The organism is Paenibacillus xylanilyticus (genome assembly GCF_013359935.1).
Classification (GTDB): Bacteria; Bacillota; Bacilli; order Paenibacillales; family Paenibacillaceae; genus Paenibacillus; species Paenibacillus xylanilyticus.
In genome coordinates, this window is record NZ_JABMCB010000206.1 from 293357 (window position 1) to 317703 (window position 24347).

Below are 24347 nucleotides of genomic sequence, written 5' to 3' on the forward strand. Positions count from 1 at the left end.
AATTATCTTCCTTCTTGTCTGTAAACGTTGATCAAATGTGGCTGGTGGTGGGAGCAAGAGGCAGCTGAAGGGCTCCTGTCAACTCCAGATAACGTACAATCTCCTGTACGGCTTCATGCAAAGACAGCTGTTCTGTATCAATAATAAGGGAAGGCTCTTCCGGTACCTCATAAGGTGCCGAGATGCCGGTAAAATGGGGGATGTCCCCGCTGCGTGCTTTTTTGTACAGACCTTTTGGATCACGTCGCTCACATTCTTCAATGGAACATTGAACATAGATTTCAATGAAATCTTCCGGTTCAAACAAATCTCTGACCATTTTCCGATCCTGTGCATGAGGAGAAATAAAGGCTGAAAGAACGAGCAACCCTGCGTCCACCATTAATTTGGCCACTTCACCAATACGGCGCAGGTTCTCTTGCCGATCCTCAGCTGTAAAGCCAAGGTCGCGGTTAAGGCCATGGCGTACATTGTCTCCATCCAGTACATAACAACGAACGCCTTGCTCATGAAGATGCTGTTCCAAGGCAAATGCAAGCGAGGATTTACCCGCACCGGATAGTCCGGTAAACCACAGTGTACGGCTGCGATGGCCGTTATGTATTTCCCGTTCCTGCCTGCTTAAGCTGGACTGCTGCCAGGTAATGTTGCGTTCTTCCTTCGACATGGATAACCGCCTCTCCTACTCATGATATGTAATATATTTTAACATATTTACAAGAATATAGCACGATTTTTAATGATTTAAGGTGCAGCGTGAACTTCATCATTTTCGGGTATAGATGTAGTACACCCATAGCAGGAGGAAGAGCAATATGAACGATAAAATACAGAACATACAGGTCAGCTTTCAATGTGCGGACTGTGAGCATGACATCCACGTGAGTTTTGCTGTACAGCAGGTAAGTACCGTGCGTTGCTCAGGGTGTAATAGGGCTTACACCTTAATGAAACCGACGATTGGTGAAGAAATATTGCTCGATTGGGAGCAGGAGGCGTTATATCATAAAATGAGGGCAGATCGTTCGGAAATGGATTATCATAATATGTCTGCACTGATCATAAAAGTCATAGAATTGCTGACTTGGCGTGACCGCGGTGACGGTCAGACTCAGGCCATCGAAACGGTTAGGGAGTGGTTATCCTCCAGCGGCAAGCCGCAGACATTAATTGAATTGCTGCATCAGCCCGAACAGAGCAACAAACGCTTCTGATTCTGTAAATCGGCGTGACATGATTCAAAAGTTACATACATTAGCTGTTCCTGTGGCATATTACCTGAAGGGGCTCGTGATAGAAAGCGACAACCAATTATTCAGGAACAGGAGCGGTTGAAATGAAGCGATGGGTTTCATACATGCTGTTGACTGCCGTATTGGCGTTCAGCATTTTTCCGATGCACACTGAAGCATCGCCAGTTAACGGAGCGTTTCACTTTGGATTCAAGAAAAGCCAGAACGGGCAGCTGCCCTCCATTGATCAGGAAGGTTTCAAATCGATCCTGGAGCATAATGATGCCATCTTTTTGGGAGATACCAAACAGAAAGAACTATATCTCACATTTGATAATGGATACGAAAATGGTTATACACCAGCAATTCTGGATGTGCTGCGCGATAAAAAGGTGCCTGCCGCTTTTTTTGTTACCGGCCATTATCTGAAAGATCAGCCAGAACTGGTTAAGCGCATGGCTGCAGAGGGACATATTGTAGGTAACCATTCCTGGAGCCATCCGGATATGACACGGGTATCCAATGAAAAGCTGAAAACGGAGCTTGAACAGGTTAAGTCGGAAGTAAATCGTTTGACTGGACAGCAAGCAACCTTTTTGCGGCCGCCGCGTGGCATTTTTAACAACCGCACTCTTGCGGAGAGCCACGCTCAGGGGTACATCAATGTGTTCTGGTCCCTTGCCTATAAGGATTGGGATGTCAATGTACAGCGTGGAGCTGACTATGCACGTCAACAGGTACTCAAACAATTGCATCCTGGCGCCGTTATTCTCCTTCATTCCGTCTCCAAAGATAACACACAGGCTCTGGGCTCAATCATTGATGAAGCACGGAAACAGGGATACGCGTTCAAAAGTTTGAATGAACTGAAAACGAAAAGTTATTAGAGGGAAGATGAGCAATAAACAGAAGGGCATCCTTGGCTGGTACAGCCAGGATGCCCTTTGTTGGTTAATGTCAGACGTATAAATATGCTTATAACGTCTAGTTTCTTTTTATAAAACCGTGTTATAGATGATTCCGATTGTTTTTGGACCGCAATGACTGCAGATCACGCAACCTGCTGTAGTTAACTCAACACGAGCACCGGTCTGTTCCTGCAGAGACTTCTGCAAATCAAGTGCATCCTCTTCAGCCATGGTATGTACAACAATGATCAGGTCAGTATCGATCTGATGCTTCTGGCTAAGCGTATTTTGCAGCATTTGATCAAGAGCCTTCTCCCGTTTGCCACGTACTTTGTAGGCGGGCGACATCTTGCCATCCGCTACCCGAATGACAGGGCGAATTTTAAGCAGGCTTCCGATCAGGTTCTGCATTCCCGAACAGCGGCCCCCTTTGTGCAGATACTCCAAGGTATCAATGACAAATTCGGTCCGTACATTCGGTTTAACCGCTTCAACCAATTGGGTAATTTCATTCAGGTTCTGTCCTTTTTCCGCAGCATGCACTGCTTTCATAACAAGCAGTCCAATCCCGGATGAAAGATTGAGTGAGTCCACAACAGAGATGCGGCCTTCCGGAAACTCTGAACTTGCCAGCAGCGCGTTTTGATAGGTGGATGAAAGTTCAGAAGACAGGCTGATATACAGAATGTCGTCCCCTTGTTCTATGTAAGGTTGAAAAGCCGTTATAAAATCGGCAGGTGATGGAGCAGCCGTCTTGGGCAGCCGTCCTTCCTTGCTTACGCGCTCGTACAGCTGTTCTGGCGTAATCTCGGCACCATCCTTCAGGGATTCGTCACCGAATACCACATACAATGGAACAATGCCGATATCGTGAGTTTTAATCCAGTCTGGGGTCAGATCACTGGTGCTATCTGCGAAAATTTTAATTCTTGACATGTCAATCTCCTTTGGATACGAGAATTTGGCAATATGAACGATTTTCAGACCGTTTTATGTCATATACATGCCAGCTAGTATGAGTCCAGCAAATGCCAGAACCATAATCCCATTAAGTATAGTTCCGATGATAGGGAAAACCTTTTTGCGATTTTTCAGCACAAGACCGATGACCCCAAGAATAAGACCTGCCAGATTAAGAACAAGACAAACCAGGATAAATAAGGATGACAGCAGTACAGCCGGATGCAGAGCAATTTCCTCAACCTGCGCAGGTGTTGTCAGAGTTCCGATGACACCACTGAGTGCAATGGCTGCAAGGAAAAAGGTCAGAATATAACCCAGAAGTGCAACGAGTCCAATGACAAAACTGGCGATACCCGGGCCGGAATGTTTCATTCTGTTCTGCATAGGATCAATAGGTTCTTCAGGGTAAGTCGTAAATAGGTCATTGTTGCCGGAATCGGATTCATACGTATTTTTATGTTCCATTAATATCATATCCCTCCTTAATCATTGTTGATTGTTATTAACCTCAATTATGCATTGTGATTCTCCTGACAGCTGCAGGAATACAGACCTTTTTACTTTTCCATAATTAACGATAAAAATCAAGGTTTCTCTTCACTTTGTAACCTAGTAGACAAGTCCTGATATAATCAGATCGTCGGGATAAGTATGGATGTCTCTCACAGACCGCTTAACTGGTAAACAGCTCAGAGATTCGCTAGAATATCATTAGTGTGACATGACATAAAGGAGAGAAGTATAATGCAACGAATATGGATGACGATTGGTGCTGTATTGACCATGCTGGCTGTAGCAATTGGGGCGTTCGGTGCCCACATGCTGAAGGAGCGAATCGGCGCAGATGCCATTGCTGTGTATGAAACCGGAGTACAGTATCATATGATACATGCCCTTGCACTGCTGATTGTTGGATTGACAGCGGGTCAACTCGGAGCATCCTCCAAGCTAAAATGGGCGGCGCGACTGCTGTTTATTGGTATTATTGTGTTCTCGGGCAGCTTGTATGTACTTAGTATTACGGGCATCAAGGTTTTAGGTGCCATCACGCCAATTGGTGGTGTCGCTTTTATTGCTGGATGGTTGTTCTTCGCCGCAGATGTGTGGCAACGAGGAAATAACCGTTCCTGATTGGGAGCGAGTGCACAACCCCATCCGGTGAGTCTTCCTTGGGAAAATGCTGCGCTTACATAAGCATTTTGAATCATTCGATTCTACTTTACTCGCCCGGGTACTACAAACCATGGACAGGGAGAAGCATCCTGATCCAACCAACTGGTCACATAAGAATGTAAAAAGCAGCTTACGTGGAATGTTGTGAAATTTCCACGTAAGCTGCTTTTTGGTTGTTTGCGCTCGTTGAATGATTTACAAAAATTCGTCAATTTCATTCGTTCGGAATGAATAGACCTGTTTTTCATCAACATGGTAGACACTTACAATGCTGTTATCTCGATCAAAATTCAAAATGCGGCATGGAATGCTCTGATGTTTGCCGTTCTTGTTGTTTACCACAATCCGTGTAAGGCGGTTTTCCTTGATAAGGGTGTCAATCCATTCATCAAAAGAATTCCCTTGAGAAGCACTGGCCGACTCTGGTGCAGACGCCATCTGGGGAGTAACCGTTTCCTTTTGGTCTTGCGGTTTTGCCGAAATCGATGAATTTGTTGATTGATTCGATGGAGCAGTTTTCATTCCGCCCAATTGAGATTTTTTCCGTTCGATGTGAAGGGAGGTAATAGAGTCTTTTTTGGACTGAATCGTCGCTTCAATAATTTTGCCAAGCCCTAAGCCGGATTGAATCCGAAAGTCCGCAATCTGTTCCTCTTTGTTCATGAGCTCCAACAGGGACTGTAGCGCCAAGGCATTCGAGCGGCTCTTGATAAGAATGTCGACATTAAATAAAAAGCCAACTTCTTCTCCGTTGGATAAGGTTTCTTTCATTCATCCCAGCCCCGTTTGTAGATATGTCAGTCAATAAACCATTTCAATTCACTATATCATTAATGTAACAATAATCATAGTACTAAAGATGTAGAAAATAACGCAGCGCACCGGGAATCTAATAACAACTTCTATATGACATTTCTAACCGTTTTGGTTTGTTTTCCGCAGGTGTCCACACCGAGAAACGGAATGGGGCATACAATTATCCTGACCTGTGGAATAGGAGGTGGATCGTGAAATTATGGTGAGCATGGAACCGATTGTAGTTGGAGAGCATGTGTTGGTCGGGGTGGAAGTGAAGCTGCCCAAAACCACGTTACTGACGATAAACACATCCAAAGGATATATCATGTGTGGAGCAACTATCATATGTTGATTTTGAGATGTGACTCAATCTGTTGATAAACGTCTTAATCTCATATAGGACAAGCTTTCATTCATTTTCATAAGTACCTAAATAATCTTAGAAAGTACTTAGAAATCTCAAATGTGATTCAATTTTGTGACGCTTTTTGTGACGCTTGAAAAATGGAGCAAGCCATTGACTGGTGTGTGTTTAAATAACCATTGTATTGCTTTTTGTTACGCAAATTTTCGGTATGTATTAATTAGATTTATAAAGAGATTTAAGGACAACGGCTGGATAATTTGGCTCTAGAGACAGTACATTTCTTATGAGTGGATCTAAGAAGATGATGAGAATTAATAAAACCCATCGGTTATATAAAAGAAAGTAAGGGATTTTCAAAAAGTGAATTAAGCACAATTATTATGGGTGTTGCTGTCTGAACATTCCTAAGAAACGGTTATTTTATCTAAATCCGGGAAATAGTATGAAAACTTAAATTTTAAGACACTATTTTGCGAATTAAAATTAGCCACTTGGCTGTACAGACCAAGCGGCTTCAAAACTAAACTTCTAGCCTAAACGATTATAGGTAGTAATCATCATATGCTGTTTGGATAGTCAACTGAGGGTCAGCGTAAGTAGTGTTATGAATCCAATGAAGTGGTCGGTAATCTGCAGCATCCCAAAGAGTAAGTTTTGTGTACCAAGTGTAAGGGATATTGTAACCAATTATTCCGACTGCTAGAGTAGTAGCGATTGAGACAGGGACACTCATAAATGCAGTTACCACACCTACAAGGACAGAAACAATTGCGAAATCACTATTGAAACTTCCTTGAACGAAGGTCTTTGTATACCATGTTCTATCAGAACTACTAACTGCAACATTAGGAACTACAGTACTCATTTTTGAATTAGGCACATTAACTTCCTGACGTTCTACTATTTCATTATTTACAAATACTTCATCACCAATATTTTGAATAATATGATTATCTCCGATAGCGCCTTCAAGATTAGTTACAGTAATGGTGGGGACACCATCAATGTCTTTTCTTTCAACAATGTCGACACGATCACCTTGAATGACTTTTATTTTTGTCCAATCCTGATCCGTTCCTTCAATTACTTCTATGTTCCCAGAGATATTCTGTGCTGATGACTGTATAACCATATTTCCGTCCTTTGACATCTTGGTAAGGCTCTCTACCTGAGGTTTAATCGAATTCTCAGATGCTGATGCAAAATTACTAAGGGGGGTAACTGATACGGTTGCAACAGTAGTCATGACAATAAGTGCTTTTGTTAATTTATTTACCATTATTTCCTCCCGAAGATATATTTGTATTCACAAACACTATTATACATTAAATTACAAAGTCTGTAAAATGTTTATCGCCTTTTGTTTTTTCTTCTAATTATTAGTTGAGTTATTCCTCCAACCACAAATACTAATTGACCGACTAAGATGATATTTTTTTCCAATTGACTTTGATTGGAAATTTGCAGGACAATTCCTAGCAACCATATGAGAACACCTAAGATCATAATTATATAACCTGCTGCTTTCATTGATTAAAATCCACCCTTCATTGTAATTGGACAGCTAGTTTCTTTTTATGATATTAATATCAATTCTAGTACATTTTAGAAATAATTGCACGTTGAAGGATATAAAAAGTAACAATGTATTTAATGTTGGAAGAATATTTTTGAACTTATAAAGTTTGTATCTTATTTGAAAAAAGAGGGATACGTTACGTTAGATTTTTATTAGAAAAGAGTGCTGGCTCTTAGGAAATTGGGGTGCTTGGACAGAAGAAAAGCTTAATACCCTCCACTTTAATGGGACAAGCTTCTCAAGTGATGTGTTTTTATTAAATCAAAGTCTTACCCTTCGTTTGGTACGAGGCAAATAGTCCGGAGTAAGTGATTTTAGAAATGATAAAAATAACATCAATAAAAATATTTTTTCCCACAAGATACATACCAAATGTTTATAAATGTCTGATTTTATCTCGATCTTTAAGACCTATTCACATATATGAAAAATGGAAAATTTTTAAAGACATTAGTCACAATTTGCTATATAATTAGCTGAAGTAAATAGTACATTAGGAGGTAGTGTTTTGAAGTTACTGAGAGTTTTGGCATGGATTTTCTTGCCTTTCATCATCATTTTTTTCTCGTGGAAGAAACTTGGTAGGGTCTCAAGAATAGGTGGTGCTATATGGGCTGGCTTAGTTTTATTGATAATTGTGATACCAACCGAGGAAAAACCAAACGTGACAGCAACAGGAGAGACAGAAAAAGTAGCCACACAAGAAAAAGTGCCTGAAGTGGAAAAGGCAGTTGCAGTAGTTGATAAAGGCACAGCTAAAACAGACGAGGAAGCAGAAAAGAAGGCTAAGGAAGAAGCCGATTTAAAAGCTAAAAACGATGCGGCTACTAAAAAAGCCTATCAAAAAGAAGTACTAGCATTTGAAAAATCAGTTTACGCATTAGAAGAGACTATGTCTCCCATAATGAGTACATACCAAGAAGCAATGACTGGTTTGGGGAATGGTACTGTTGATATTTATACAGTATATGAAGCAACAGAGAATGCAAAGAAAGCTGCTGATCACTTGCAATCTCAATTTTATAATTTAAATGTTCCAGAAAGCCTTCCTAAAGATGTAAAAGAAAAGTTGAATGCAGCCACTTCTGATTTAAGTACAGCTTACTATTCTAAAGGTAAAGCATTCGATGCTGTTCTTGAATTCTTAGACGATCAAAAGCCAAGTCACATGTCTAAGTTCAAAGATGAAATTGCGATGTCTGATTCTTTTGTCATGAATGGGATTTTAAAGCTAATGGAAGCGAAGGAAGCTGTTGGATTGAAATTGGATGCCAAATAGTTTGATCTTTGAAGGAAGTGTCTGCTTTAAGGCATTTCCTCTCCTATTCTTATCAAGAACCTTATGAAAGATTGATTTTATCAATAACTAGGCAGTCCTAATGGATTGCTTTTTGTTTTATGTGGGAATAAAAGTTGTCCAATCAGTACTATTATCGCACCATTTCTATAAGAGTGCCTCAATCTGGCTGTGAATTAATGGTTTTATCTGAAAAAAGTTATCGAAATAGAAAATCACAAAATAGACCGAAATAGACCCAACTCAGATGGAGCTTAAGAGATAGTTTCTTAGATGGAATTGAGATATTACTTACGGCATTATTTCAATTGATTGTTTTTCAATTGGACAAGATTCGGAAAGTAACTTTTTTATCGTTCATCAGCAATAAAATCAGTATGAAATACTTAATTATTAATCATCCTACGGAATGATTTTTCTTTTGTTTCAAGGATAGATTGAGTAATAGTCAAAATGATCACCATTAAACATACTTGTTTCGTAAAATATAGGTAGACTGATACTTGTTGTTGTATAATTGTGGTAGCAAAGTGAGGGATACATTATTCAAAATTGAAAAGATATCTTTGTAAAATAATACTTTTATTAAAAGAGTGAACGATTATGTTGTATGACATTAAATCTTATTCAGAGGTTCAGGTAAGCCCCTTAAATGTACTGTTAAGGCTCTACATAAGGGTGAATTAGCTCGTAAGGTTACTTTGGAGTACGGAGGAATTTATAAAGTTGTTCCTGATAATCCAAACAAACTCAAACATCGAGACAAAGTGGGAATATTAGTGGGATTTAAAGTAGATAAGTTAAATAACCCATTGAGAGCTAGAATTAAGTTTGATGAAACTGGCAGAATAGGCTATGTTGAGCTTGAAGATCTGCATCATTTCAAAAATAAGTAGATAAAACAATTCTTTCACCTGAAATACTATAAATGGAAGGAAGAAGAAACATGAAATATTATTCTCCACTAACGCCTTGGTTAGAACGGCAAAGGACACTTCCAGATTTCGCCTTTTTGGAACAAGGAGAACCGGATTTTGAACTTGGCGGGTTTCTTGGTATGGATTATTGCTACTCTCTTCATGAGGTAAACAGGCATAACGCAAAAAGCTTAAAGACAACTTGGAAATTAGTTCGGGAATACGTAAACAAAGCATTGATTATAAGTCAAAATGAATCTGGTAATTGGCTTGATCGTGAAGAGGTAGCTATGATTAAAGAGGAACTTGGAGATCCTCCTCCCCATTGCTATCCGATATACTTAATCACAGTTGGAAAATATCCCAATGAAAGGCTCGTTTATATTGGTAAAACATCTTCTGATGTCAGTCGATTTGTAGGTGGACACAAGATAGCATTAAAACTTCATGATCCTCTATACGATAATCTGCAAAAAAGGGTTTATTTTTGTAGTGTTGTCTTTATTACAGATGGTGATTATTTACCCATCGAATGGATATCACCAATTGAAAATGCAGTATCTATTTTGGATAGTGTTGAATCACACCTTATTAGTAGTCTAAAACCGGAGCTTAACTTTTCAAAAACTAAACGGAATTATTCAAAGTATTCAATTAGTCTACATATACAAAACTTTACTGACAGTAAAGTTCTCAATGATGTCATTGTGTGAGTATGTTTCAGAATAAAATGAGTCTTTCATTCAGAAGGGATAATCTTAGTTATGAACTATAATATCATACCATTGCTTGGAAGTGCGGAAGCAGCTGCAGAACATGAAAACAAAGAAGCATGGAGAGCATTTAGCAGTAGAACAACTAAAAATCCATTCTTAAAAGAATTTTTAAGGATAAGGGAAGACAATCGATGCGCATGGTGTAACAGAACATATCCTCTACACGGGTTTCAAGTACATCATATAGACTACGATCATGAATGTTACTATGGAAAGATGATAGAAATTCCGAATCCAACAGAAAAAAGACCTGGGCGAACGTCTAAAATTGCGGATTGCGAGTCCTGTCATAGAGACAGACCCGATCTATTTAACGATTGCGCTAAAAGGCTGACTACTGTACATAACAGTTGCAATAGAACTATTGAAATTGTCAGGGGGAAATTGAACGATGGTACACTATTAAGACGATGAAATTAGCCTTTTATAATAATTTGTAACGGAGGAATTGAGGTTATGGGTTACGAATGGGAAAAGGATATTAATTGGGTAGTACATACTAAAGATAATAAGATGTTCATAATGAGAGATCATAATTGGTCATTTGCAGCATGGGAAATAGCTAGACTTAATAAGCAAATAAAAAGTAAATCGCTCGTTATTCATGTTGACTCACATCTTGACGATGTGGCTGATGGTGTGAGAGTGAAGAATTTGAAAACTGCGAACACTAAAGATGAGATAATTGAAGTTGCTAGAAGTTATGACAGATCCTTAGGCGAAGTTTCACCATCAAGTATTATGCATATTGACAATTTTATTTGGGGATCGCTTGCAAGAGGTACGATTGAAGAGGTTATTTATGTCTCTAGGGATACCCAGGATGTTAACACGTTAGAAAGTATGAGAGCCTCCGAAGACGTAGAGTCTTTATATTATTTATCTGAACTACCTAGTGATTGCAATTATCTCACAACTCGGTTCACTTCTATTGATAGTTTCTTATCTCATTTTTCAGAAAGTTTTTTTAAGGAGTATGTATCCAATAGAAGTGTTATCTTAGACCTTGACTTAGATGTGTTCAATAATTCAGATTCGAAATCAGATTTGTTCCCTGACGATAAAGTTAGAGAATATATCACACGCCTGTTTCAATTGTATCCATGGGACCTTATTACGATTGCGATATCTCCAGATTTCTGTGGTGGGATAAATGAAGCGGAGCATTTATTTTCCATTGCGAGAGAAATAATGGAGATAGATTTAAACACTATGCATAAATTAGTATAAAACGAATCTTTTAAAAATCGACAAGAAAATTATAACTTTGGTGGGAGAGGGCAACTAATGAGTTATGTTGTAAGTATGGGCAGGGAATCATTCAATGATGCTTTAAAGTATGTCTCTGAAGCAAAAGAGTGTTATTCAGATGAAAGAACTTATGGTATGTGGAGTGCCTCGCGCGCAGCTATGTTCAGTATGTGTTTATCTGCTGAATCAGAATTGTCGAGGCTTATTGTAAAAAGCTTGGAGAAAATAGGGGAATCAAATTGGACAACAGATCAAAGAAGTATCTATAGATATCTCACTGAATACACTAAAGAAAATGAATCGCCGCCTGATTGTATCACAACTATCGCTAGGAAATATAAGCAGGTGCTTTCTATTAATGGAAAAGAAATTGAGAAAGTGCGGCTACCTCAAGGATACAGAAATGCATCTATGTTACGAAATAAGATTACTCATTATTCATTTTCTAAGAACCATTCCGTTTTTTCGATGAACATTCTTGATGAGTTAGAAAAGTTTATAAATGAAATAAGAATCTTTTTGAAGCATATATTTGCTATTTGCGATTTGGAATATCCACATTGGATTGATAAGGATAATTACGTGACCTTAGATAAAAAATTCAAAGAAACACAGGAAGTAAGAAATTTTGAAATAGTGTTATCCTGGAAAGACCATGAGGATAATGGTCAAGGGAACACTTAAGACGATACTTTTATACAAACAGGATTATTTAGGAAGAGCATGATTTTCTTGATGCTGCAAGATGTGAGGCTAAGTCTTTGTTGATTGAAGTACAAAGGGAACATATTTAACTATTTGGGATGAAGCGTACATTATGTTTAAAGTGAGGTGGCAAGTTGCAGTACTATTCAATTTCCTGATCATGTAAGAAAACAATGTAATCATCACTATGCATACACTGTTATAGTTAACTTGTTTACCAGCAAGGAAGGAATAAAGGACTACATAAATAGGAATGTAAGAATCAGTAACAATGAGAAGCTAAGTAAAAACGAACTTACTCAACGCGCAGTGAATGTTGTACATGGATTAATTGAGACACGTGTGGAGTTTGGAGTCTATGATTTAGTGCAGGTTGCGGGAATTACTTTTACAAATACAAATGCATATGATAGAGAATTGAAATTTAAGGAATAGGAATATGACTTTAAGCTGTGTTGAAAGGTTTATTTTATCATTATTCAGATTTCGAGGTGGGAGAATGAATCATACCGAGTTAGTTCATAACATAGCAATTGTTTTAGCATCGGAAGTGAAATCATACGATTTACCCGATATCTGTTCAAGTTACGGCTTAGATAAGGGTGAAGATAGCGAGGCATTTGAGGGCAAGGCAAGATATATAGAACGTAGACTAAGGGGTAAAAATCATTTATTTCTTATTGATTTAGCTACGAGAGTGGCTAAAGACTATAATTCTATTGATTTAAATAGAATGTTAAATACGATCTCTCCAAGAGGAATATTTAAAGTTTCACAGATAACAAGAAAAAACATTATAAAAGAAGTATTGTCCTCAGGATACATTGAAGGTGATCTGAATTTAATTGACTTTCTGAAAAGAACATGGGATTTAGATTCTATGCCCTCTACAGATTCTAGGTTTCCAAATGCAACTGGGGACATAGCTCAGCACATGATAGCAAATGACGATTGGTCATATCAAGAATTATTTGAAGATATTCTTGAAATATACAATATTACAGATGAACAATTCATTCGTTTTACAGAACAAATTGTCCATCCAAGTTTCAGAGGCGAGGTTGATCCTCAGTTTATCGAAAAACTGAATTATTATTTAGCTAAAGATGGATTCAAAATGCAAGTGACTTCACAGATATCAGGTTATCCATTATACGCTATTATAAAAACCAGTACAGGTGTCAAAGGAGAATTTAAAAATCTTATATTCGCTGCAGATGGTCCTAAACCTGAAATTGTTATTAGTGATTCGATTAATAACGAAATAGCTATAGTTAAAAATCAAGAGTTTTGTCTTGTGTATGACTTGCCAATTTTGGATGGGTTATTATGGAGTGAGTTGGTGACGTGGTGGGGAGATAAGGAATCTGAAGAGATAGGGATAGATGTTGAACGTGCGATATACAAGCGGTTGATTAGGTCATTAGATGAAGGGCCAGAGAGAAACTTTTTTAAATTTTATTTTAAGCATTTTAGAAAACAAATGGGTAATAAGTTGCCGGCTTTGATCCCCCAAGTATATCTTCATTATGACCCATATGTTACTAAATTAGTATTGAATGAAACACGTCTAGTGAGACAGCGTATGGACTTTTTATTGCTATTACCCAATAAAGTTCGAATTGTAATTGAGGTAGATGGTAAACAACACTACTCTTCTGAAGATAATAGACCGAGCCCTAAGAAGTATGCTGAGATGATGAAAGCTGATAGAGACCTTAGGCTTCAAGGTTATGAAGTCTTTAGATTTGGAGGATTTGAATTTATAAATGAAAACAATGTAGAAAAAATGGTATTTGATTTCTTTAGTAAGCTCTTTGTAAGATATGAGATTTTTTGAAATAACTATTTCATCAAAAGGAGATGAATTTAAAATGGACGTTCAAGGTGAAATCAAAACAACTAAGGGCGATATGGTTCATGCATTAACAAAGGGCGCTATAGCTTCAATTCCGGTTTTGGGAAACTATCTATCAGAAGCATTCGATCTATTGGTGACTCAACCTGCTGAGAAGCGCAAAGAGAACATAATCTTAATGATGGATGAGCGTTTACATAGATTAGAAAATACCTCAATAGACTTAAATTCACTCGCAGAAAATGAACTATTTCTAAGTAGTGTATTACAGGCAACACAAATTGCTATGAGGACACACCAAAATGATAAGTTAATAGCTTTGATAAATTCAATAACAAACGTGGCGACTGATATAAGCTTAAATGATAGTAAGGTGCAAATGTTTTTATCATTTATTGATGGCTTTAATGAGTGGCATCTGAGGTTGCTTTTGTTTTTCGATGATCCTAAAGGCAGTTTGGAATCAAAAGGTTTGTCTTCTGACTTTTATATGGGTGGAGCTAGTAGTGCACTTTACAGCTATTACCCTGAACTTAAGAGTGAAGAGGAATTTACCAGACAAGTAATTAACGATTTGCATCATAGAGGTCTTCTTAATTCAGATGCCGGAGTTTTGAATACAATGATGACTGGAAGTGGAATCGTTGCTTCTAGGACAACACGTGCTGGAAAGGAATTTTTACACTTTATAAGTGAGCCAGATTTGATCAAATGACTGTTTCACTAAAATTGAGGAGGAAAACTAATGTTCGTTGTTAAAGATATACTTGATGATGGGAAGCTGCTTGCATATTTTGAAAGTCGTAAAAATGCAGAGAAGTATCATTGTATAGAATTCAAGAATTTCGATGGAATTGATATAAGTCAAGTTAACCAAATCGTTGAAGTCACAACCCTAGATAAAGTTTATGAAGACATTCCTTATCACTTCTATATTGTAGAAGCAGAAGGTGAGATTGAATACTTCGATGATGAAGTTGAATCTAAACGAGTTTTAAATAATCACATAGCTGAGAATATGAATGACTATGAAGGCTATGTAGCGGAACATGAAGAATACTGTCCCAGTGATGGAGAGAAATACTATGAGGCCTTTCTTTGGTGGAGAAGTGAGACTAGAGATGGGAAAAAGTATACAAAGAAATACTCTGATTAATAAGTTGATTAGTTACTCTAAGTAAACCAGAAAAAATCAGGGAGGTACATGAGATGAGTTTTGTATCTATAATAGCAAACGAAAAGCTATGCTGTATAATGTCTGATGGCAGGTTAACAAATAGATCTACGGGCGAAATTGCACAGGAAGATTTAAAGAAATATGATACGTACAATAATAATACTTCCTTTATAGCTTCAACAGGAACTAAGGGAGTGTCAGATTATATACTTAAACATGTGAAAATTAAGTCGAATAATTATGACGAATGGATTGACTCATTCGAGAAATTTTATGATGATCCTGGACTGAGCCTCATTTTTAAGTTACACCCTCAGAGTAGACTTCAATTAACATTTGGTGGTTTAAATCACAAAAATCAAATTGAGCTTTATTCTTTTAATTATATTGCAAGAACAATAAAAAAACACAAAGTGTCCAAGGAAGAATATCTATTGCTATTACTGGGCGAGGCAAAATATTTTGATGGTCCATCTGACATATATAAAAGAGAATTGGAAGACAAAGAAAACATAACAGCGTCCGACCTAATTAGTGTACAAAAACTAATGAATAATCATGTGGCTGACTTAACTCCGCATGTAAATAAAAATACCTATCGCCTAGTTATCAAAAAGCAATAAAGGATGTGTTTTACAGAATTACATATAAAGGAGAAACGATAAATGAGTGATCAACCAAAGACGCTTGAAGATCTCATCAAGCAAATGGATAGAAATAGTGAGCGTTACGATTTTACAGATGAGTATTTATTAGAACATGGACATGCTATGCCATCAATTGGCGAATTCACATACGGAACTTCATATACTCCAACTGCCTGGGCTCTACCGTACTTGAAAGAGCTCCTAGAACTAAGAAAACAAACTAAGCAATAAATCCTTATTGGATTTTCTGAAAGGTGGTGCGACCATGTCAAAAAAGATCAACCTCTATGTAGATGACCTCAGAGACTGTCCAGAAGGCTTCGTGGTGGCACGTACATATTACGAAGCAATACATATCCTGGAGAGCAATAATGTGGCTGTTCTTACACTAGACCATGACCTGGGGGAAGATGTAGATGGCAAAGAGCTGCCCAATGGATATGACTTGGTTAAGTACTTCTGTGAGAATAGTTTGAGAGCAGACAAGATCTACCTACATACTGACAATCCAGTGGGGCGCACAAACATGTATGAAACACTGCTAGCAGCTCAACGTAGAGGGTTTATCCATGAGGATATTGAGATATATCACTACCCTATTACAGAAAATAAGTACTCTGGTGATTGATTGAATGATAAGGAGGATTAGTTTTGAGTTACGCTCGAATACAAGGGATAATTTTAATATTGATTGTTTCCTTTATGATACACGAGTATGTTGGTTACTTAGTCACCGCAGCATGCGTTACACATTATTTAGTTTATAGATACGATTTATTGAAGATGAATCATGCGTATGATCCACCAAAGAAGAAGAAGAGATAACCTTCCCTTTAAATGATGGTAAAACGCAAGATAAATAAAGAGAACTCAAATGGGGGGAAGATGTTTTGAAGAGGCTTGTTTATCTAATTCTGCTGATAATGGGGGTTCCAATTGTTTTGAATTATGCTCTACTTTCATGGAGAGCTCCAGGACTTAATGCTGATGAGAATGCGTGGTTGGGATTTTTTGCTAACTATGTTGGTTTGATTTCCGCTGTATGTATTGCGCTTTATCAACAATACAATCAAAGAAAAAAAGACAAAGAGGTTGAACACAGACAAAGATTAAAGGAAGAAGAACAAGAGCGAAAAACTAACCGATCCTATTTGGTTCTTCATGATTTTCGAAGCAACCCAAGATTAAATAATATTGCAACTCCTGAGAACAGTAGGCTAATAGAGACAAAGGGTTACCAGTGGTTAATTGAAAAATTAAAAACCGACGGCGGATTGGATCAGTTTACAACATCTTTCATTAAACTTTCTCATTATGGTAATCCTGAAGTGATTTTTAATTGCAAAGTGGAAATTAAGATGCAATACTCAAAAGGTAAAGGTGATTTTAAAGTAGATATTGGAGTGTTTGAAAAAGGTATTGAAGTGTTTATTCCCGTTGTTCCAATTGGAACAATAAAAAGAGAGGAAATTGAAATTTCAGAAGTCAAGGTTACGTATACAACCATAAAAGATGAGACAATGGAATACGTCCATGATCTAATAAAAAGAAAAGACTCTTGTAGGGTCTTCTATGGGAATCACGATGAGTTATTGTTCGAATTTCAACTTGACTCCTCAAGCTGGATTTATCCAAATAAGCTTATAACAAGGTAAAATGTAGATTTCACACAGATAAAACCCACCAATTAAATGGCGGTTTTTTTGTTTTGTTCGAATATTCTTCCTTAATAACGTTTCTTTCTAAGCACAGTATTTGGGGAACAATGAAGTAGATAAGTAAAGAAGTAAACAAATAATAGAGAAATTACACTTAATAAATAGCACAGAGTGCAGGATGTTAATTTCAGACTTTTATACTAGAAAGAAATTTACTATAAAGAAGAATTATTGTATTGAAATTAAAGTAAGTCTTTGCTTAAGCTAGAGGTTTTTATGAAATACATATTTCATTTAACAATTGAATGAAGTAATATTTAATTGAAGTCACTTTAATGTTGTGGAGGATATAAGAGTGAGTACTGTTACTAAAAATCAACATTACATTCCACAAAGTATGCTTACTAATTTTGCAAATAACAAGGGTCGCGTATATGAGGTGCTTCTTAAGAATCAGAATATATATGAGACCAGTTATAGGCAGTCAATGTCTGAGAAATTCACCTATGAACATCCTCTTCTTGAAGGTAACTACCTGGAGAACATGTTCGGGAAAATCGAAAGTTATTTTGCTCCCGCTATGAGACAAATAATTACGCTTTTAGATTCCAATATAGCTCCAATTGAAGAGGTTAGGGAGTTAGTTGAAAAATACATGAGCGAATTTTTGGTGTTTTATTATAGGAGTGGTGCATTACTGAATGAATTTGCATTTGGAGGATTCAGTAAAGAAGATAAAATCCCTTTAATGTTGGAGAAAATTAGAGATTCAAGTTATTTGAAAAAATTGAGTGAAACTATTTTAAAATATTATAACTTTGCAATTATAAAGAGTGAAAATGATGAGTTTTTGCTTAGTGACCAGTATGTCTCTACAGCTGCATTAAGTATAAAAGGCCAATATACAAATGCCAGCAATCGCCAATTAGGTCTAAAGGATATTCTGATGCTAATTCCATTGTCAAGTAAATACTACATTGTTTACATGAATGGGCAAATACCAAATTTTATTGAACCAAACCAAGTCAATATTTTATCTAATGAGGAAATCAGAGAAATAAATAAGACTATTATAAACAATTCATATATTAAATGTATCGGACAGAGTAGAAAACAACTTGAAGAATCTATTGGCGGTTTTAAATTTGAATCTCCTTCAAGGAGCGTAGCATTTTATAATTCAGGAATAAAAACAGCGGCATTAAATAAAAAGGAAGTTTTCTTCTATGAAAAAGACATTGAGCAATGGCAATTTTTTCGAGAACTAAGACACACGAAAAATGTCGATACAAAGCGAAATGATCCTTGTAAATGTCAGAGTGGCAAAAAGTTCAAAAATTGCTGCCAAGACAAAACAAAAAGAAATTATTCTATAGTCAATAATATGTATAAAAAAGAACATTTTAATGAAATTAAGGCACACCCTAATGCAACTATAGAGAAAGCTCTGGATGAATATAGCTTTCTGTCTGATCACTAAGTGTATGAGGCATTGGAATCCCATGAAAGGCATCTTTTATAAAGAAAAGGGTGGAGAAATCCACCCTATAGTTTTACTAACTTATTGTCAGGAATGTCATACTTATAAACGGCTCCATTAGTAAGTTCAACATAATAATATCCCCAAGTGACAATGTACTCAGGATGATTCTCGTAAACTCTTACTACAAAATATTTACCATCATCACTATAGCCTTCATCCATCATACCCAGTTTATATTTATCCACGTCTTTCTTAATTTTAGCATAAACATATTTATAAGCATTGTCTTCATTTACAGTGATTTTTGGCTGCACACCAATATAAAGATGGTCCCCTTTTAACGAAACTTTCTCTCCAATCGCATTACTTATACTTCTTACTGGAACATATGTAGTATTGTTGTACGTTATAGCATTAGCTGTAGACTTTTTGTTTCCATCGACATACAGATTAATCTTTTGAATTACTGCTTTAATTGGTGTAGTACTTGCTGCGAATGCTGTTGCACCAGTGATGGTCGAACCAATTAAAATACCTACGACTAAACCCTTCAATTTGTCTTTCACTTTCCCCCTACTCCCTCCGAGGTATGTAGTTAGTTGCTTAGAATTTATTATACTGCATAGAAACAAGACAGGTGATAAAAATTTCCTGTTGCATTGAGAACGTACGTTCGATTTATGAGCGCGATGGTTACGGGATCAGTTTGATTTCTAAAGATTATGCGCGTTTTGATGCGTATGCAGATCGCGTTTGGATTAATGAATCCAAATGAACAAATACCGGAACAGAGTACAGAAACAACATTGTATCAAGAGTAATAGATAGCTCATATGACCCTGAAAGAACTGCATCTATAGAGTATAATCTCGATGGGAAGTATAAAAAGCTAACTGCTATTGTTGATGTGGATGATGAATCAAAAAACGCTAAGGGAGAATATTCCGTTAATTTTTTGGCGATGGAGAAGTAATAAATACATTTGATGGTTTAAAGGGTGGGGATCATGCTCTTCCTGTAGAAGTAAACGTTGAAGGTGTTCTTAAACTAAAAATCGAGTTCAGAGCAAATGATGGAGATGCATATGTTCTAGTTGCCGAACCAAAACTATTCCAATAATTTCATGACATCCGGCTAATCTTGCTGGATGTTTTTTATTATATAGACAGCTTTATTTGAGAAGTCCTATGGCATAAGGCTTATATTTGTCTTAAAGAAGCTTTATAAAATCTTATTTTAATTGCAGTTAAAAATTAATATGAATGCAATCGGAAATATGTTGTATACTATAAAAATACATACTAAAAAAAGGAAAGATTCTACTTGAAGCGTATTTATCTTGGTTGTTTGCTAATGGTTGCATGGGTTTTTGTCTTTTATGGGCTCGTCGTATTATTTGCTAAAATTGATGTCCCGACGTTTATTTCAGCAGTAATATCAATATTTTCATTAATCATCTCACTCATGATACTCATTTTTTCTGCATGGAAAAAGGTAACTACAAAGTTTTATAAAGGCTTAATTATTTTTATGATTACAATAATGGTTCCTACATGTGTACGTCTGATTTATTTGATATATACAAGGACACTTGATAAAGTACTAGATTTAGTATTACTGTCAAACTACGCAACTATTGTAGCCTTTGGTTTAACATTAGCTTCCTATGTTCTAGAGAAAACAACAACAAGTAAAAGTCAAAACTATGTATCTATGACTACAGATAATAAAGTAATATTAAAAAGAGAAAAGTTTTAGGAGCCTTTAAAGGCTCTTTCTTGTGTTCTCAAATATGCACAATGAGGTTACACTCTTTATACAAAAAGCGAAGGGGGATAGAGCTTGCCAACTCTAGCACAGAAGAGGTTCATTCAAGATAAGTACATAAGTGATTACAATAAAGAACCAAAGGCTAAAAAGAGAATTAAATAATTGCAGACTTTTAAGTACATGACAATAGCAACAATTTCAGTTTTCTTTTTCATTTGTTTTGTATTTGCACCAGAACCATTTAACCGATTTGCAGCGATACCTATTACTATCTTGGTAAGTTCCGTACCCTTAATGTTATTTGGTATCATCCATCCCAGTTTAGCGTTCATGAATGGTAGATCAAGGATAACGGTGATTTGGCTATATGTACTCATATTCATTGTGTCTTTTATTGTTACGGGGTTGTCATTAGGCGTGGAAGATCCGCGGTAGAAACAGTTAATTAAGCAGCCTTCAATGGCTGTTTTTTTATTCCCATGAAACTAACCTTTACAGTAGTTTGCAGATAGTTTGTTAATCATCATTGGATTTTTCGTGTGCTACTAGATTTCATTTTTTTTGCTTTAATTTGTAAAATAAAAGTTTGATAATGAGAAATATAGGATTATTTTTGTAAAAATTGTTTATTTTGTAGAAATTCATCCAATCCTATGATATGCTTATATTGTAATATATACCATTTTAGGAGAGTGAATGTATGAAATTCAAAAAGTCAATATTAGTATTGCTAGCTTCCTTGTTATTACTTACAGTTCCTGCCCTAGCGTCTGCTGCTCCGCTCAATAGGTCTGATAGTGATGGACCAACTATTATAAAGGTAAGTAAGGAAGAAGCGCAACGCTTGCGTGCTGAAGCTGGTTTTCCAAATGATGAAAGTGTAACAGGTGGGTTTATTGTATATCCGGAGAATTCATCAGCTCCTGAAGACAACACAGTTACTCCTTCAGAAATTGGGGGTAATGAATATTTTGTAAAAAACCCTAAGACTTCTTATCGTGTTGACTATAATGATCCTTACTTGCCAGGAGCCAGTGGATGCAATATGACGCTGACAACAAGCGCATCATTCTCCAAAACTACAACTATTACGGGGAATGTATCTTTCTCAGCAAGTATGCTGAAAATCATTACCGCAACAATTGGGGCTAGCTTTGCAGTCGGCGATACGAAAACTGTTACTTCAACCGGATCTAAGACTGTTTCAGGTTGCCAAGTACTGAAAGGGTATCCGAGATACGAAGAAAAAACAGGCGAGCTTTGGGAAGATGATCAATTCTTTGACGATTATATTTCTCCTTACAAAGCGACTAGATTAGAATCAATTTATTTTGAAAGCAGATCTATGTAAGGTATCGTTTTATCTGTAGAATCCTTGGTCTGAGGAGAGATCTTCGGGAACCAGGGATTCTTTATTTTAGTAAAGTCGGTAAATCAATCTTCTTAGAAGAACAACTGTATGTTATAATATGTATATAGCATCCAGAAGGAGGTGTTTTTGTGAAAATTCGCTTAATCGGTTTCGCCTGTATAATTACGGGAGGTGTCGTGCTAGCTAGCCTGTTATTTCACGATTCTGAGACGAAGATCTACGTCTATCCGTCTGGTGCGAATGAGAATGCTGTTCATGAAGTTGTTCGATCCACTCAAAGTCAACTTTTGGTGAATGGATGCGAAATTCCTCACAAGATTGTTTCAGTTGATGTGTCAGAGGTTGAAGCAAAGAAATTACGTGAAGAAGCTGGATATTCTTCCGAAGGGGTAACAGGAGGAACAATTGTCAAGCTTGAGGAAACTGGAACGTGCCCATAAATGAAGTTGCACAGTTTACATTTTGCAATGACGACCACTCGATAAGTTGGGTGGTTTTTTCTTGTTTTTATATATATAAATGTGTCAAGGTAAATGTTGGAGTTAATTGATGGATATGAAGTAATAACATTAGATGAAATATTACTTTTATATACAAAAAGGAGACTGCAGCTTAGCAGCTCCTTTTTTATTAGAAATTCTCTTAGTGTGAGAAAATTAATGTTGCTAAATTTCTTACTATTCCTTAATTAAGACTTCTGTTAACTTCTTATTTTTTTAGTTCCTATAGCAGGGCCATAGATGGAATCTCTTAATAATAAACTCACAATGACCCTTTAAGGGATTTGATTCGGTTTCCGCAGGCGTCCACACCGAGACTCGGAATAGGGCATACAATTATCCTGACCTGCGGGAATAGGAGGTGGACTGTGAGATTATGGTGAGCATGGAACCGATTGTAGTTGGAGAGCATGTGTTGGTCGGGGTGGAAGTGAAGCTGCCCAAAACCACGTTACTGACGATAAACACATCCAAAGGATATATCATGTGTGGAGCACTTGATGTCGGATTACTTAACGAAAAGCTTGGGGAACGCAAGATCATTGCGGCTCGGGCAGTAGGGGTGCGCACGTTGGAACAATTGCTGCATGCACCTATGGAGTCTGTAACAACAGAAGCCGAAGCCATGGGCATTACTGTTGGCATGACAGGTGTAGAAGCCTTGCTGAAGATGATCTGATTGTGGACAAATTCCGATGGTAGGAAGACATTTGGATGTAGAGTCGGACGTCATTCTCATTTCTCAACAACAAACTCAAGTTACAAAAATAAGAAGGGCTCCCTCTGGAGCCCTTCTTGAGTATGCTAATCATACACGTGAAGCGATAAAACTAAGCTTCTTCCTTGGCAAACAAGGCAGCAAGATTTTCCTTGAACGGAGCTCGAACAACGCCTTTCTCCGTGATGATGGCTGTTACATATTCATTAGGCGTCACATCAAATGCCGGATTATACACTTTCACACCCTGTGGTGCTGTTCGTTTGCCAAATCCTTCGGTCACTTCCTCCGCAGAACGTTCCTCAATCGGAATGAGATCGCCGGAAGGCGTGGACAAGTCAATGGTGGACAAGGGGCTGGCTACATAGAACGGAATATTGTGCGCTTTGGCCAGTACCGCTACGCTGTACGTTCCGATTTTGTTTGCTACATCACCGTTTGCTGCAACGCGGTCTGTACCAACGATAACGGCCTGGATCCACCCTTTGGACATCACCATGCCTGCCATATTGTCGCACAGAAGCGTAACATCGATACCCGCTTGCTGCAGTTCGAATGCGGTAAGCCGTGCGCCTTGAAGTACAGGGCGAGTTTCGTCCGCGAATACCTTAAGGTTAATGCCGCGTTCCTGGGCGAGATACATTGGAGCGGTTGCCGTGCCGTATTTGGCTGTAGCAAGTCCACCAGCGTTGCAGTGCGTTAACACGCCCATACCATCTTCGAAGAGTGGAAGGGCATGCTCTCCGATCATACGGCAAACTTCTTCATCCTCTTTTTGAATCAGGAGGGCTTCGGCTTCCAGGGCTGCGTTGCTATCTTCAATGCCTGTGCCAGCTTCGGCCAGGTCACTTGCTTTTTGCATCATGCGATCCAGTGCCCAAAACAGGTTCACCGCTGTGGGGCGTGAAGTGGCCAGATGGGCACAGATGGATTTCACATGATCCAGCCAGCCTTGCACAAAGAGTCCATCATATGCTTTTGCACCCAAAACCACACCGAACGCAGCAGCGATTCCAATGGCTGGAGCACCGCGAACTTTCATGGAATGGATAGCCTCCCACACTTCTTCGGGAGTGTAAAGTTTCAGCATTAGTATGGTTTCCGGCAGCAGACGCTGGTCAAGCATTTCGAGCTTGTCCTGTTTCCAGATCAGAGAGGACAGAGGCTGATGTTCAGGGTTTATCATGGATGTTCCTCC

General features: G+C 37.7%; 27 protein-coding genes and 1 pseudogene. 19 read left to right on the forward strand and 9 right to left on the reverse strand.

Annotation, left to right across the window (positions count from 1 at the left end; all coding sequences use genetic code 11):
- Nucleotides 1-31: 31 nt before the first annotated feature.
- On the reverse strand, nucleotides 32-667 hold the full coding sequence (cysC, locus tag HP552_RS33180; protein WP_175399580.1) for an adenylyl-sulfate kinase: 636 nt from the start codon (nucleotides 665-667) through the stop codon (nucleotides 32-34).
- 148 nt (nucleotides 668-815) lie between these two features.
- Here cysC and HP552_RS33185 point away from each other — a divergent pair, with 148 nt between their 5' ends.
- Both HP552_RS33185 and pdaA read left to right on the forward strand, forming a co-directional pair.
- Nucleotides 816-1214: a hypothetical protein gene (locus HP552_RS33185; protein WP_175399581.1), complete on the forward strand. Its 399-nt coding sequence runs from the start codon at nucleotides 816-818 to the stop codon at nucleotides 1212-1214.
- Between the two features lie 122 nt (nucleotides 1215-1336).
- Complete coding sequence (gene pdaA, locus HP552_RS33190; protein WP_175399582.1) at nucleotides 1337-2119, forward strand: delta-lactam-biosynthetic de-N-acetylase; 783 nt, start codon at nucleotides 1337-1339, stop codon at nucleotides 2117-2119.
- 108 nt (nucleotides 2120-2227) lie between these two features.
- Here pdaA and HP552_RS33195 read toward each other — a convergent pair whose 3' ends face one another.
- Nucleotides 2228-3076, reverse strand: coding sequence for a DegV family protein (locus HP552_RS33195; protein ID WP_175399583.1), 849 nt, complete (start codon nucleotides 3074-3076; stop codon nucleotides 2228-2230).
- 54 nt (nucleotides 3077-3130) lie between these two features.
- Nucleotides 3131-3568 (reverse strand): hypothetical protein, encoded by a 438-nt coding sequence (locus HP552_RS33200; RefSeq protein WP_175399584.1) that lies wholly within the window; start codon nucleotides 3566-3568, stop codon nucleotides 3131-3133.
- A 279-nt stretch (nucleotides 3569-3847) separates the two neighbouring features.
- Between HP552_RS33200 and HP552_RS33205 the strand changes: the two genes are divergently transcribed.
- Nucleotides 3848-4234: a DUF423 domain-containing protein gene (locus tag HP552_RS33205; RefSeq protein ID WP_175399585.1), complete on the forward strand. Its 387-nt coding sequence runs from the start codon at nucleotides 3848-3850 to the stop codon at nucleotides 4232-4234.
- A gap of 237 nt (nucleotides 4235-4471) precedes the next feature.
- On the opposite strand, the gene HP552_RS33210 is transcribed toward HP552_RS33205, so the two are convergent.
- Nucleotides 4472-5047, reverse strand: a complete 576-nt coding sequence (locus HP552_RS33210) for a hypothetical protein (RefSeq protein ID WP_175399586.1) — start codon at nucleotides 5045-5047, stop codon at nucleotides 4472-4474.
- A 244-nt stretch (nucleotides 5048-5291) separates the two neighbouring features.
- On the opposite strand from HP552_RS33210, the pseudogene HP552_RS33215 reads away from it, so the two are divergent.
- Nucleotides 5292-5411, forward strand: a pseudogene (locus tag HP552_RS33215) (YunC family protein); the annotation flags it as partial.
- A gap of 571 nt (nucleotides 5412-5982) precedes the next feature.
- Here the strand turns inward: HP552_RS33215 and HP552_RS33220 are convergent.
- Together HP552_RS33220 and HP552_RS33225 are read right to left on the reverse strand one after the other, a co-directional pair.
- On the reverse strand, nucleotides 5983-6720 hold the full coding sequence (locus HP552_RS33220) for a hypothetical protein (RefSeq protein WP_175399587.1): 738 nt from the start codon (nucleotides 6718-6720) through the stop codon (nucleotides 5983-5985).
- A gap of 71 nt (nucleotides 6721-6791) precedes the next feature.
- Nucleotides 6792-6971: a hypothetical protein gene (locus HP552_RS33225; protein ID WP_175399588.1), complete on the reverse strand. Its 180-nt coding sequence runs from the start codon at nucleotides 6969-6971 to the stop codon at nucleotides 6792-6794.
- A gap of 557 nt (nucleotides 6972-7528) precedes the next feature.
- Between HP552_RS33225 and HP552_RS33230 the strand changes: the two genes are divergently transcribed.
- From HP552_RS33230 to HP552_RS33285, 12 genes are all read left to right on the forward strand, one after another.
- A complete protein-coding gene (locus tag HP552_RS33230) occupies nucleotides 7529-8299 on the forward strand; it encodes a hypothetical protein (RefSeq protein WP_175399589.1) in 771 nt (256 codons plus the stop codon).
- A 964-nt stretch (nucleotides 8300-9263) separates the two neighbouring features.
- Nucleotides 9264-9947 (forward strand): hypothetical protein, encoded by a 684-nt coding sequence (locus tag HP552_RS33235; protein ID WP_175399590.1) that lies wholly within the window; start codon nucleotides 9264-9266, stop codon nucleotides 9945-9947.
- A gap of 519 nt (nucleotides 9948-10466) precedes the next feature.
- The gene (locus HP552_RS33240) at nucleotides 10467-11240 is read left to right on the forward strand and encodes a peptide arginase family protein (protein ID WP_246311163.1); all 774 of its coding nucleotides are present in this window, start codon (nucleotides 10467-10469) and stop codon (nucleotides 11238-11240) included.
- Between the two features lie 57 nt (nucleotides 11241-11297).
- Complete coding sequence (locus HP552_RS33245) at nucleotides 11298-11945, forward strand: hypothetical protein (RefSeq protein ID WP_175399591.1); 648 nt, start codon at nucleotides 11298-11300, stop codon at nucleotides 11943-11945.
- Nucleotides 11946-12465: 520 nt separating this feature from the next.
- Nucleotides 12466-13806, forward strand: coding sequence for an AbiJ-related protein (locus HP552_RS33250; RefSeq protein WP_175399592.1), 1341 nt, complete (start codon nucleotides 12466-12468; stop codon nucleotides 13804-13806).
- Nucleotides 13807-13840: 34 nt separating this feature from the next.
- A complete protein-coding gene (locus HP552_RS33255) occupies nucleotides 13841-14539 on the forward strand; it encodes a hypothetical protein (RefSeq protein ID WP_175399593.1) in 699 nt (232 codons plus the stop codon).
- A gap of 30 nt (nucleotides 14540-14569) precedes the next feature.
- Entirely contained in the window at nucleotides 14570-14980 is a 411-nt protein-coding gene (locus HP552_RS33260) for a hypothetical protein (protein WP_175399594.1), read from the forward strand.
- 53 nt (nucleotides 14981-15033) lie between these two features.
- Complete coding sequence (locus tag HP552_RS33265; protein WP_175399595.1) at nucleotides 15034-15624, forward strand: hypothetical protein; 591 nt, start codon at nucleotides 15034-15036, stop codon at nucleotides 15622-15624.
- Nucleotides 15625-15666: 42 nt separating this feature from the next.
- Complete coding sequence (locus tag HP552_RS33270) at nucleotides 15667-15879, forward strand: hypothetical protein (protein ID WP_175399596.1); 213 nt, start codon at nucleotides 15667-15669, stop codon at nucleotides 15877-15879.
- Nucleotides 15880-15913: 34 nt separating this feature from the next.
- Nucleotides 15914-16276 carry a cyclic-phosphate processing receiver domain-containing protein gene (locus HP552_RS33275; RefSeq protein ID WP_175399597.1) on the forward strand — a complete coding sequence of 121 codons (363 nt, stop codon included), beginning with the start codon at nucleotides 15914-15916 and terminating at the stop codon, nucleotides 16274-16276.
- A gap of 262 nt (nucleotides 16277-16538) precedes the next feature.
- Complete coding sequence (locus tag HP552_RS33280; protein WP_175399598.1) at nucleotides 16539-17303, forward strand: hypothetical protein; 765 nt, start codon at nucleotides 16539-16541, stop codon at nucleotides 17301-17303.
- 358 nt (nucleotides 17304-17661) lie between these two features.
- Nucleotides 17662-18786, forward strand: coding sequence for a DUF4238 domain-containing protein (locus HP552_RS33285; RefSeq protein ID WP_175399599.1), 1125 nt, complete (start codon nucleotides 17662-17664; stop codon nucleotides 18784-18786).
- A 65-nt stretch (nucleotides 18787-18851) separates the two neighbouring features.
- On the opposite strand, the gene HP552_RS33290 is transcribed toward HP552_RS33285, so the two are convergent.
- Nucleotides 18852-19355: a stalk domain-containing protein gene (locus tag HP552_RS33290; protein WP_175399600.1), complete on the reverse strand. Its 504-nt coding sequence runs from the start codon at nucleotides 19353-19355 to the stop codon at nucleotides 18852-18854.
- Between the two features lie 1326 nt (nucleotides 19356-20681).
- Entirely contained in the window at nucleotides 20682-20936 is a 255-nt protein-coding gene (locus HP552_RS33295) for a hypothetical protein (RefSeq protein WP_175399601.1), read from the reverse strand.
- 323 nt (nucleotides 20937-21259) lie between these two features.
- Between HP552_RS33295 and HP552_RS33300 the strand changes: the two genes are divergently transcribed.
- The 3 genes from HP552_RS33300 (at nucleotide 21260) to HP552_RS33310 (ending at nucleotide 23110) form a co-directional block, all read left to right on the forward strand.
- Nucleotides 21260-21910, forward strand: a complete 651-nt coding sequence (locus tag HP552_RS33300; protein ID WP_175399602.1) for a hypothetical protein — start codon at nucleotides 21260-21262, stop codon at nucleotides 21908-21910.
- 149 nt (nucleotides 21911-22059) lie between these two features.
- Complete coding sequence (locus HP552_RS33305) at nucleotides 22060-22371, forward strand: hypothetical protein (protein ID WP_175399603.1); 312 nt, start codon at nucleotides 22060-22062, stop codon at nucleotides 22369-22371.
- Between the two features lie 436 nt (nucleotides 22372-22807).
- On the forward strand, nucleotides 22808-23110 hold the full coding sequence (locus HP552_RS33310) for a YunC family protein (RefSeq protein WP_175399604.1): 303 nt from the start codon (nucleotides 22808-22810) through the stop codon (nucleotides 23108-23110).
- Nucleotides 23111-23261: 151 nt separating this feature from the next.
- On the opposite strand, the gene mtnA is transcribed toward HP552_RS33310, so the two are convergent.
- Nucleotides 23262-24335, reverse strand: a complete 1074-nt coding sequence (gene mtnA / locus HP552_RS33315; RefSeq protein WP_175399605.1) for an S-methyl-5-thioribose-1-phosphate isomerase — start codon at nucleotides 24333-24335, stop codon at nucleotides 23262-23264.
- Nucleotides 24336-24347 lie beyond the last annotated feature (12 nt).

Coding starts and splice junctions, on each gene's coding strand:
- HP552_RS33300 (WP_175399602.1), top strand. CDS start 21,260: ATGAAATTCAAAAAGTCAATATTAGTATTGCTAGCTTCCTTGTTATTA.
- HP552_RS33255 (WP_175399593.1), top strand. CDS start 13,841: ATGGACGTTCAAGGTGAAATCAAAACAACTAAGGGCGATATGGTTCAT.
- HP552_RS33185 (WP_175399581.1), top strand. CDS start 816: ATGAACGATAAAATACAGAACATACAGGTCAGCTTTCAATGTGCGGAC.
- mtnA (WP_175399605.1), bottom strand. CDS start 24,335: ATGATAAACCCTGAACATCAGCCTCTGTCCTCTCTGATCTGGAAACAG.
- HP552_RS33270 (WP_175399596.1), top strand. CDS start 15,667: ATGAGTGATCAACCAAAGACGCTTGAAGATCTCATCAAGCAAATGGAT.
- HP552_RS33235 (WP_175399590.1), top strand. CDS start 9,264: ATGAAATATTATTCTCCACTAACGCCTTGGTTAGAACGGCAAAGGACA.
- pdaA (WP_175399582.1), top strand. CDS start 1,337: ATGAAGCGATGGGTTTCATACATGCTGTTGACTGCCGTATTGGCGTTC.
- HP552_RS33260 (WP_175399594.1), top strand. CDS start 14,570: ATGTTCGTTGTTAAAGATATACTTGATGATGGGAAGCTGCTTGCATAT.
- HP552_RS33275 (WP_175399597.1), top strand. CDS start 15,914: ATGTCAAAAAAGATCAACCTCTATGTAGATGACCTCAGAGACTGTCCA.
- HP552_RS33220 (WP_175399587.1), bottom strand. CDS start 6,720: ATGGTAAATAAATTAACAAAAGCACTTATTGTCATGACTACTGTTGCA.
- HP552_RS33240 (WP_246311163.1), top strand. CDS start 10,467: ATGGGTTACGAATGGGAAAAGGATATTAATTGGGTAGTACATACTAAA.
- HP552_RS33295 (WP_175399601.1), bottom strand. CDS start 20,936: ATGAGTACATATAGCCAAATCACCGTTATCCTTGATCTACCATTCATG.
- HP552_RS33200 (WP_175399584.1), bottom strand. CDS start 3,568: ATGGAACATAAAAATACGTATGAATCCGATTCCGGCAACAATGACCTA.
- HP552_RS33245 (WP_175399591.1), top strand. CDS start 11,298: ATGAGTTATGTTGTAAGTATGGGCAGGGAATCATTCAATGATGCTTTA.
- HP552_RS33210 (WP_175399586.1), bottom strand. CDS start 5,047: ATGAAAGAAACCTTATCCAACGGAGAAGAAGTTGGCTTTTTATTTAAT.
- HP552_RS33250 (WP_175399592.1), top strand. CDS start 12,466: ATGAATCATACCGAGTTAGTTCATAACATAGCAATTGTTTTAGCATCG.
- HP552_RS33195 (WP_175399583.1), bottom strand. CDS start 3,076: ATGTCAAGAATTAAAATTTTCGCAGATAGCACCAGTGATCTGACCCCA.
- HP552_RS33265 (WP_175399595.1), top strand. CDS start 15,034: ATGAGTTTTGTATCTATAATAGCAAACGAAAAGCTATGCTGTATAATG.
- HP552_RS33310 (WP_175399604.1), top strand. CDS start 22,808: ATGGTGAGCATGGAACCGATTGTAGTTGGAGAGCATGTGTTGGTCGGG.
- cysC (WP_175399580.1), bottom strand. CDS start 667: ATGTCGAAGGAAGAACGCAACATTACCTGGCAGCAGTCCAGCTTAAGC.
- HP552_RS33225 (WP_175399588.1), bottom strand. CDS start 6,971: ATGAAAGCAGCAGGTTATATAATTATGATCTTAGGTGTTCTCATATGG.
- HP552_RS33205 (WP_175399585.1), top strand. CDS start 3,848: ATGCAACGAATATGGATGACGATTGGTGCTGTATTGACCATGCTGGCT.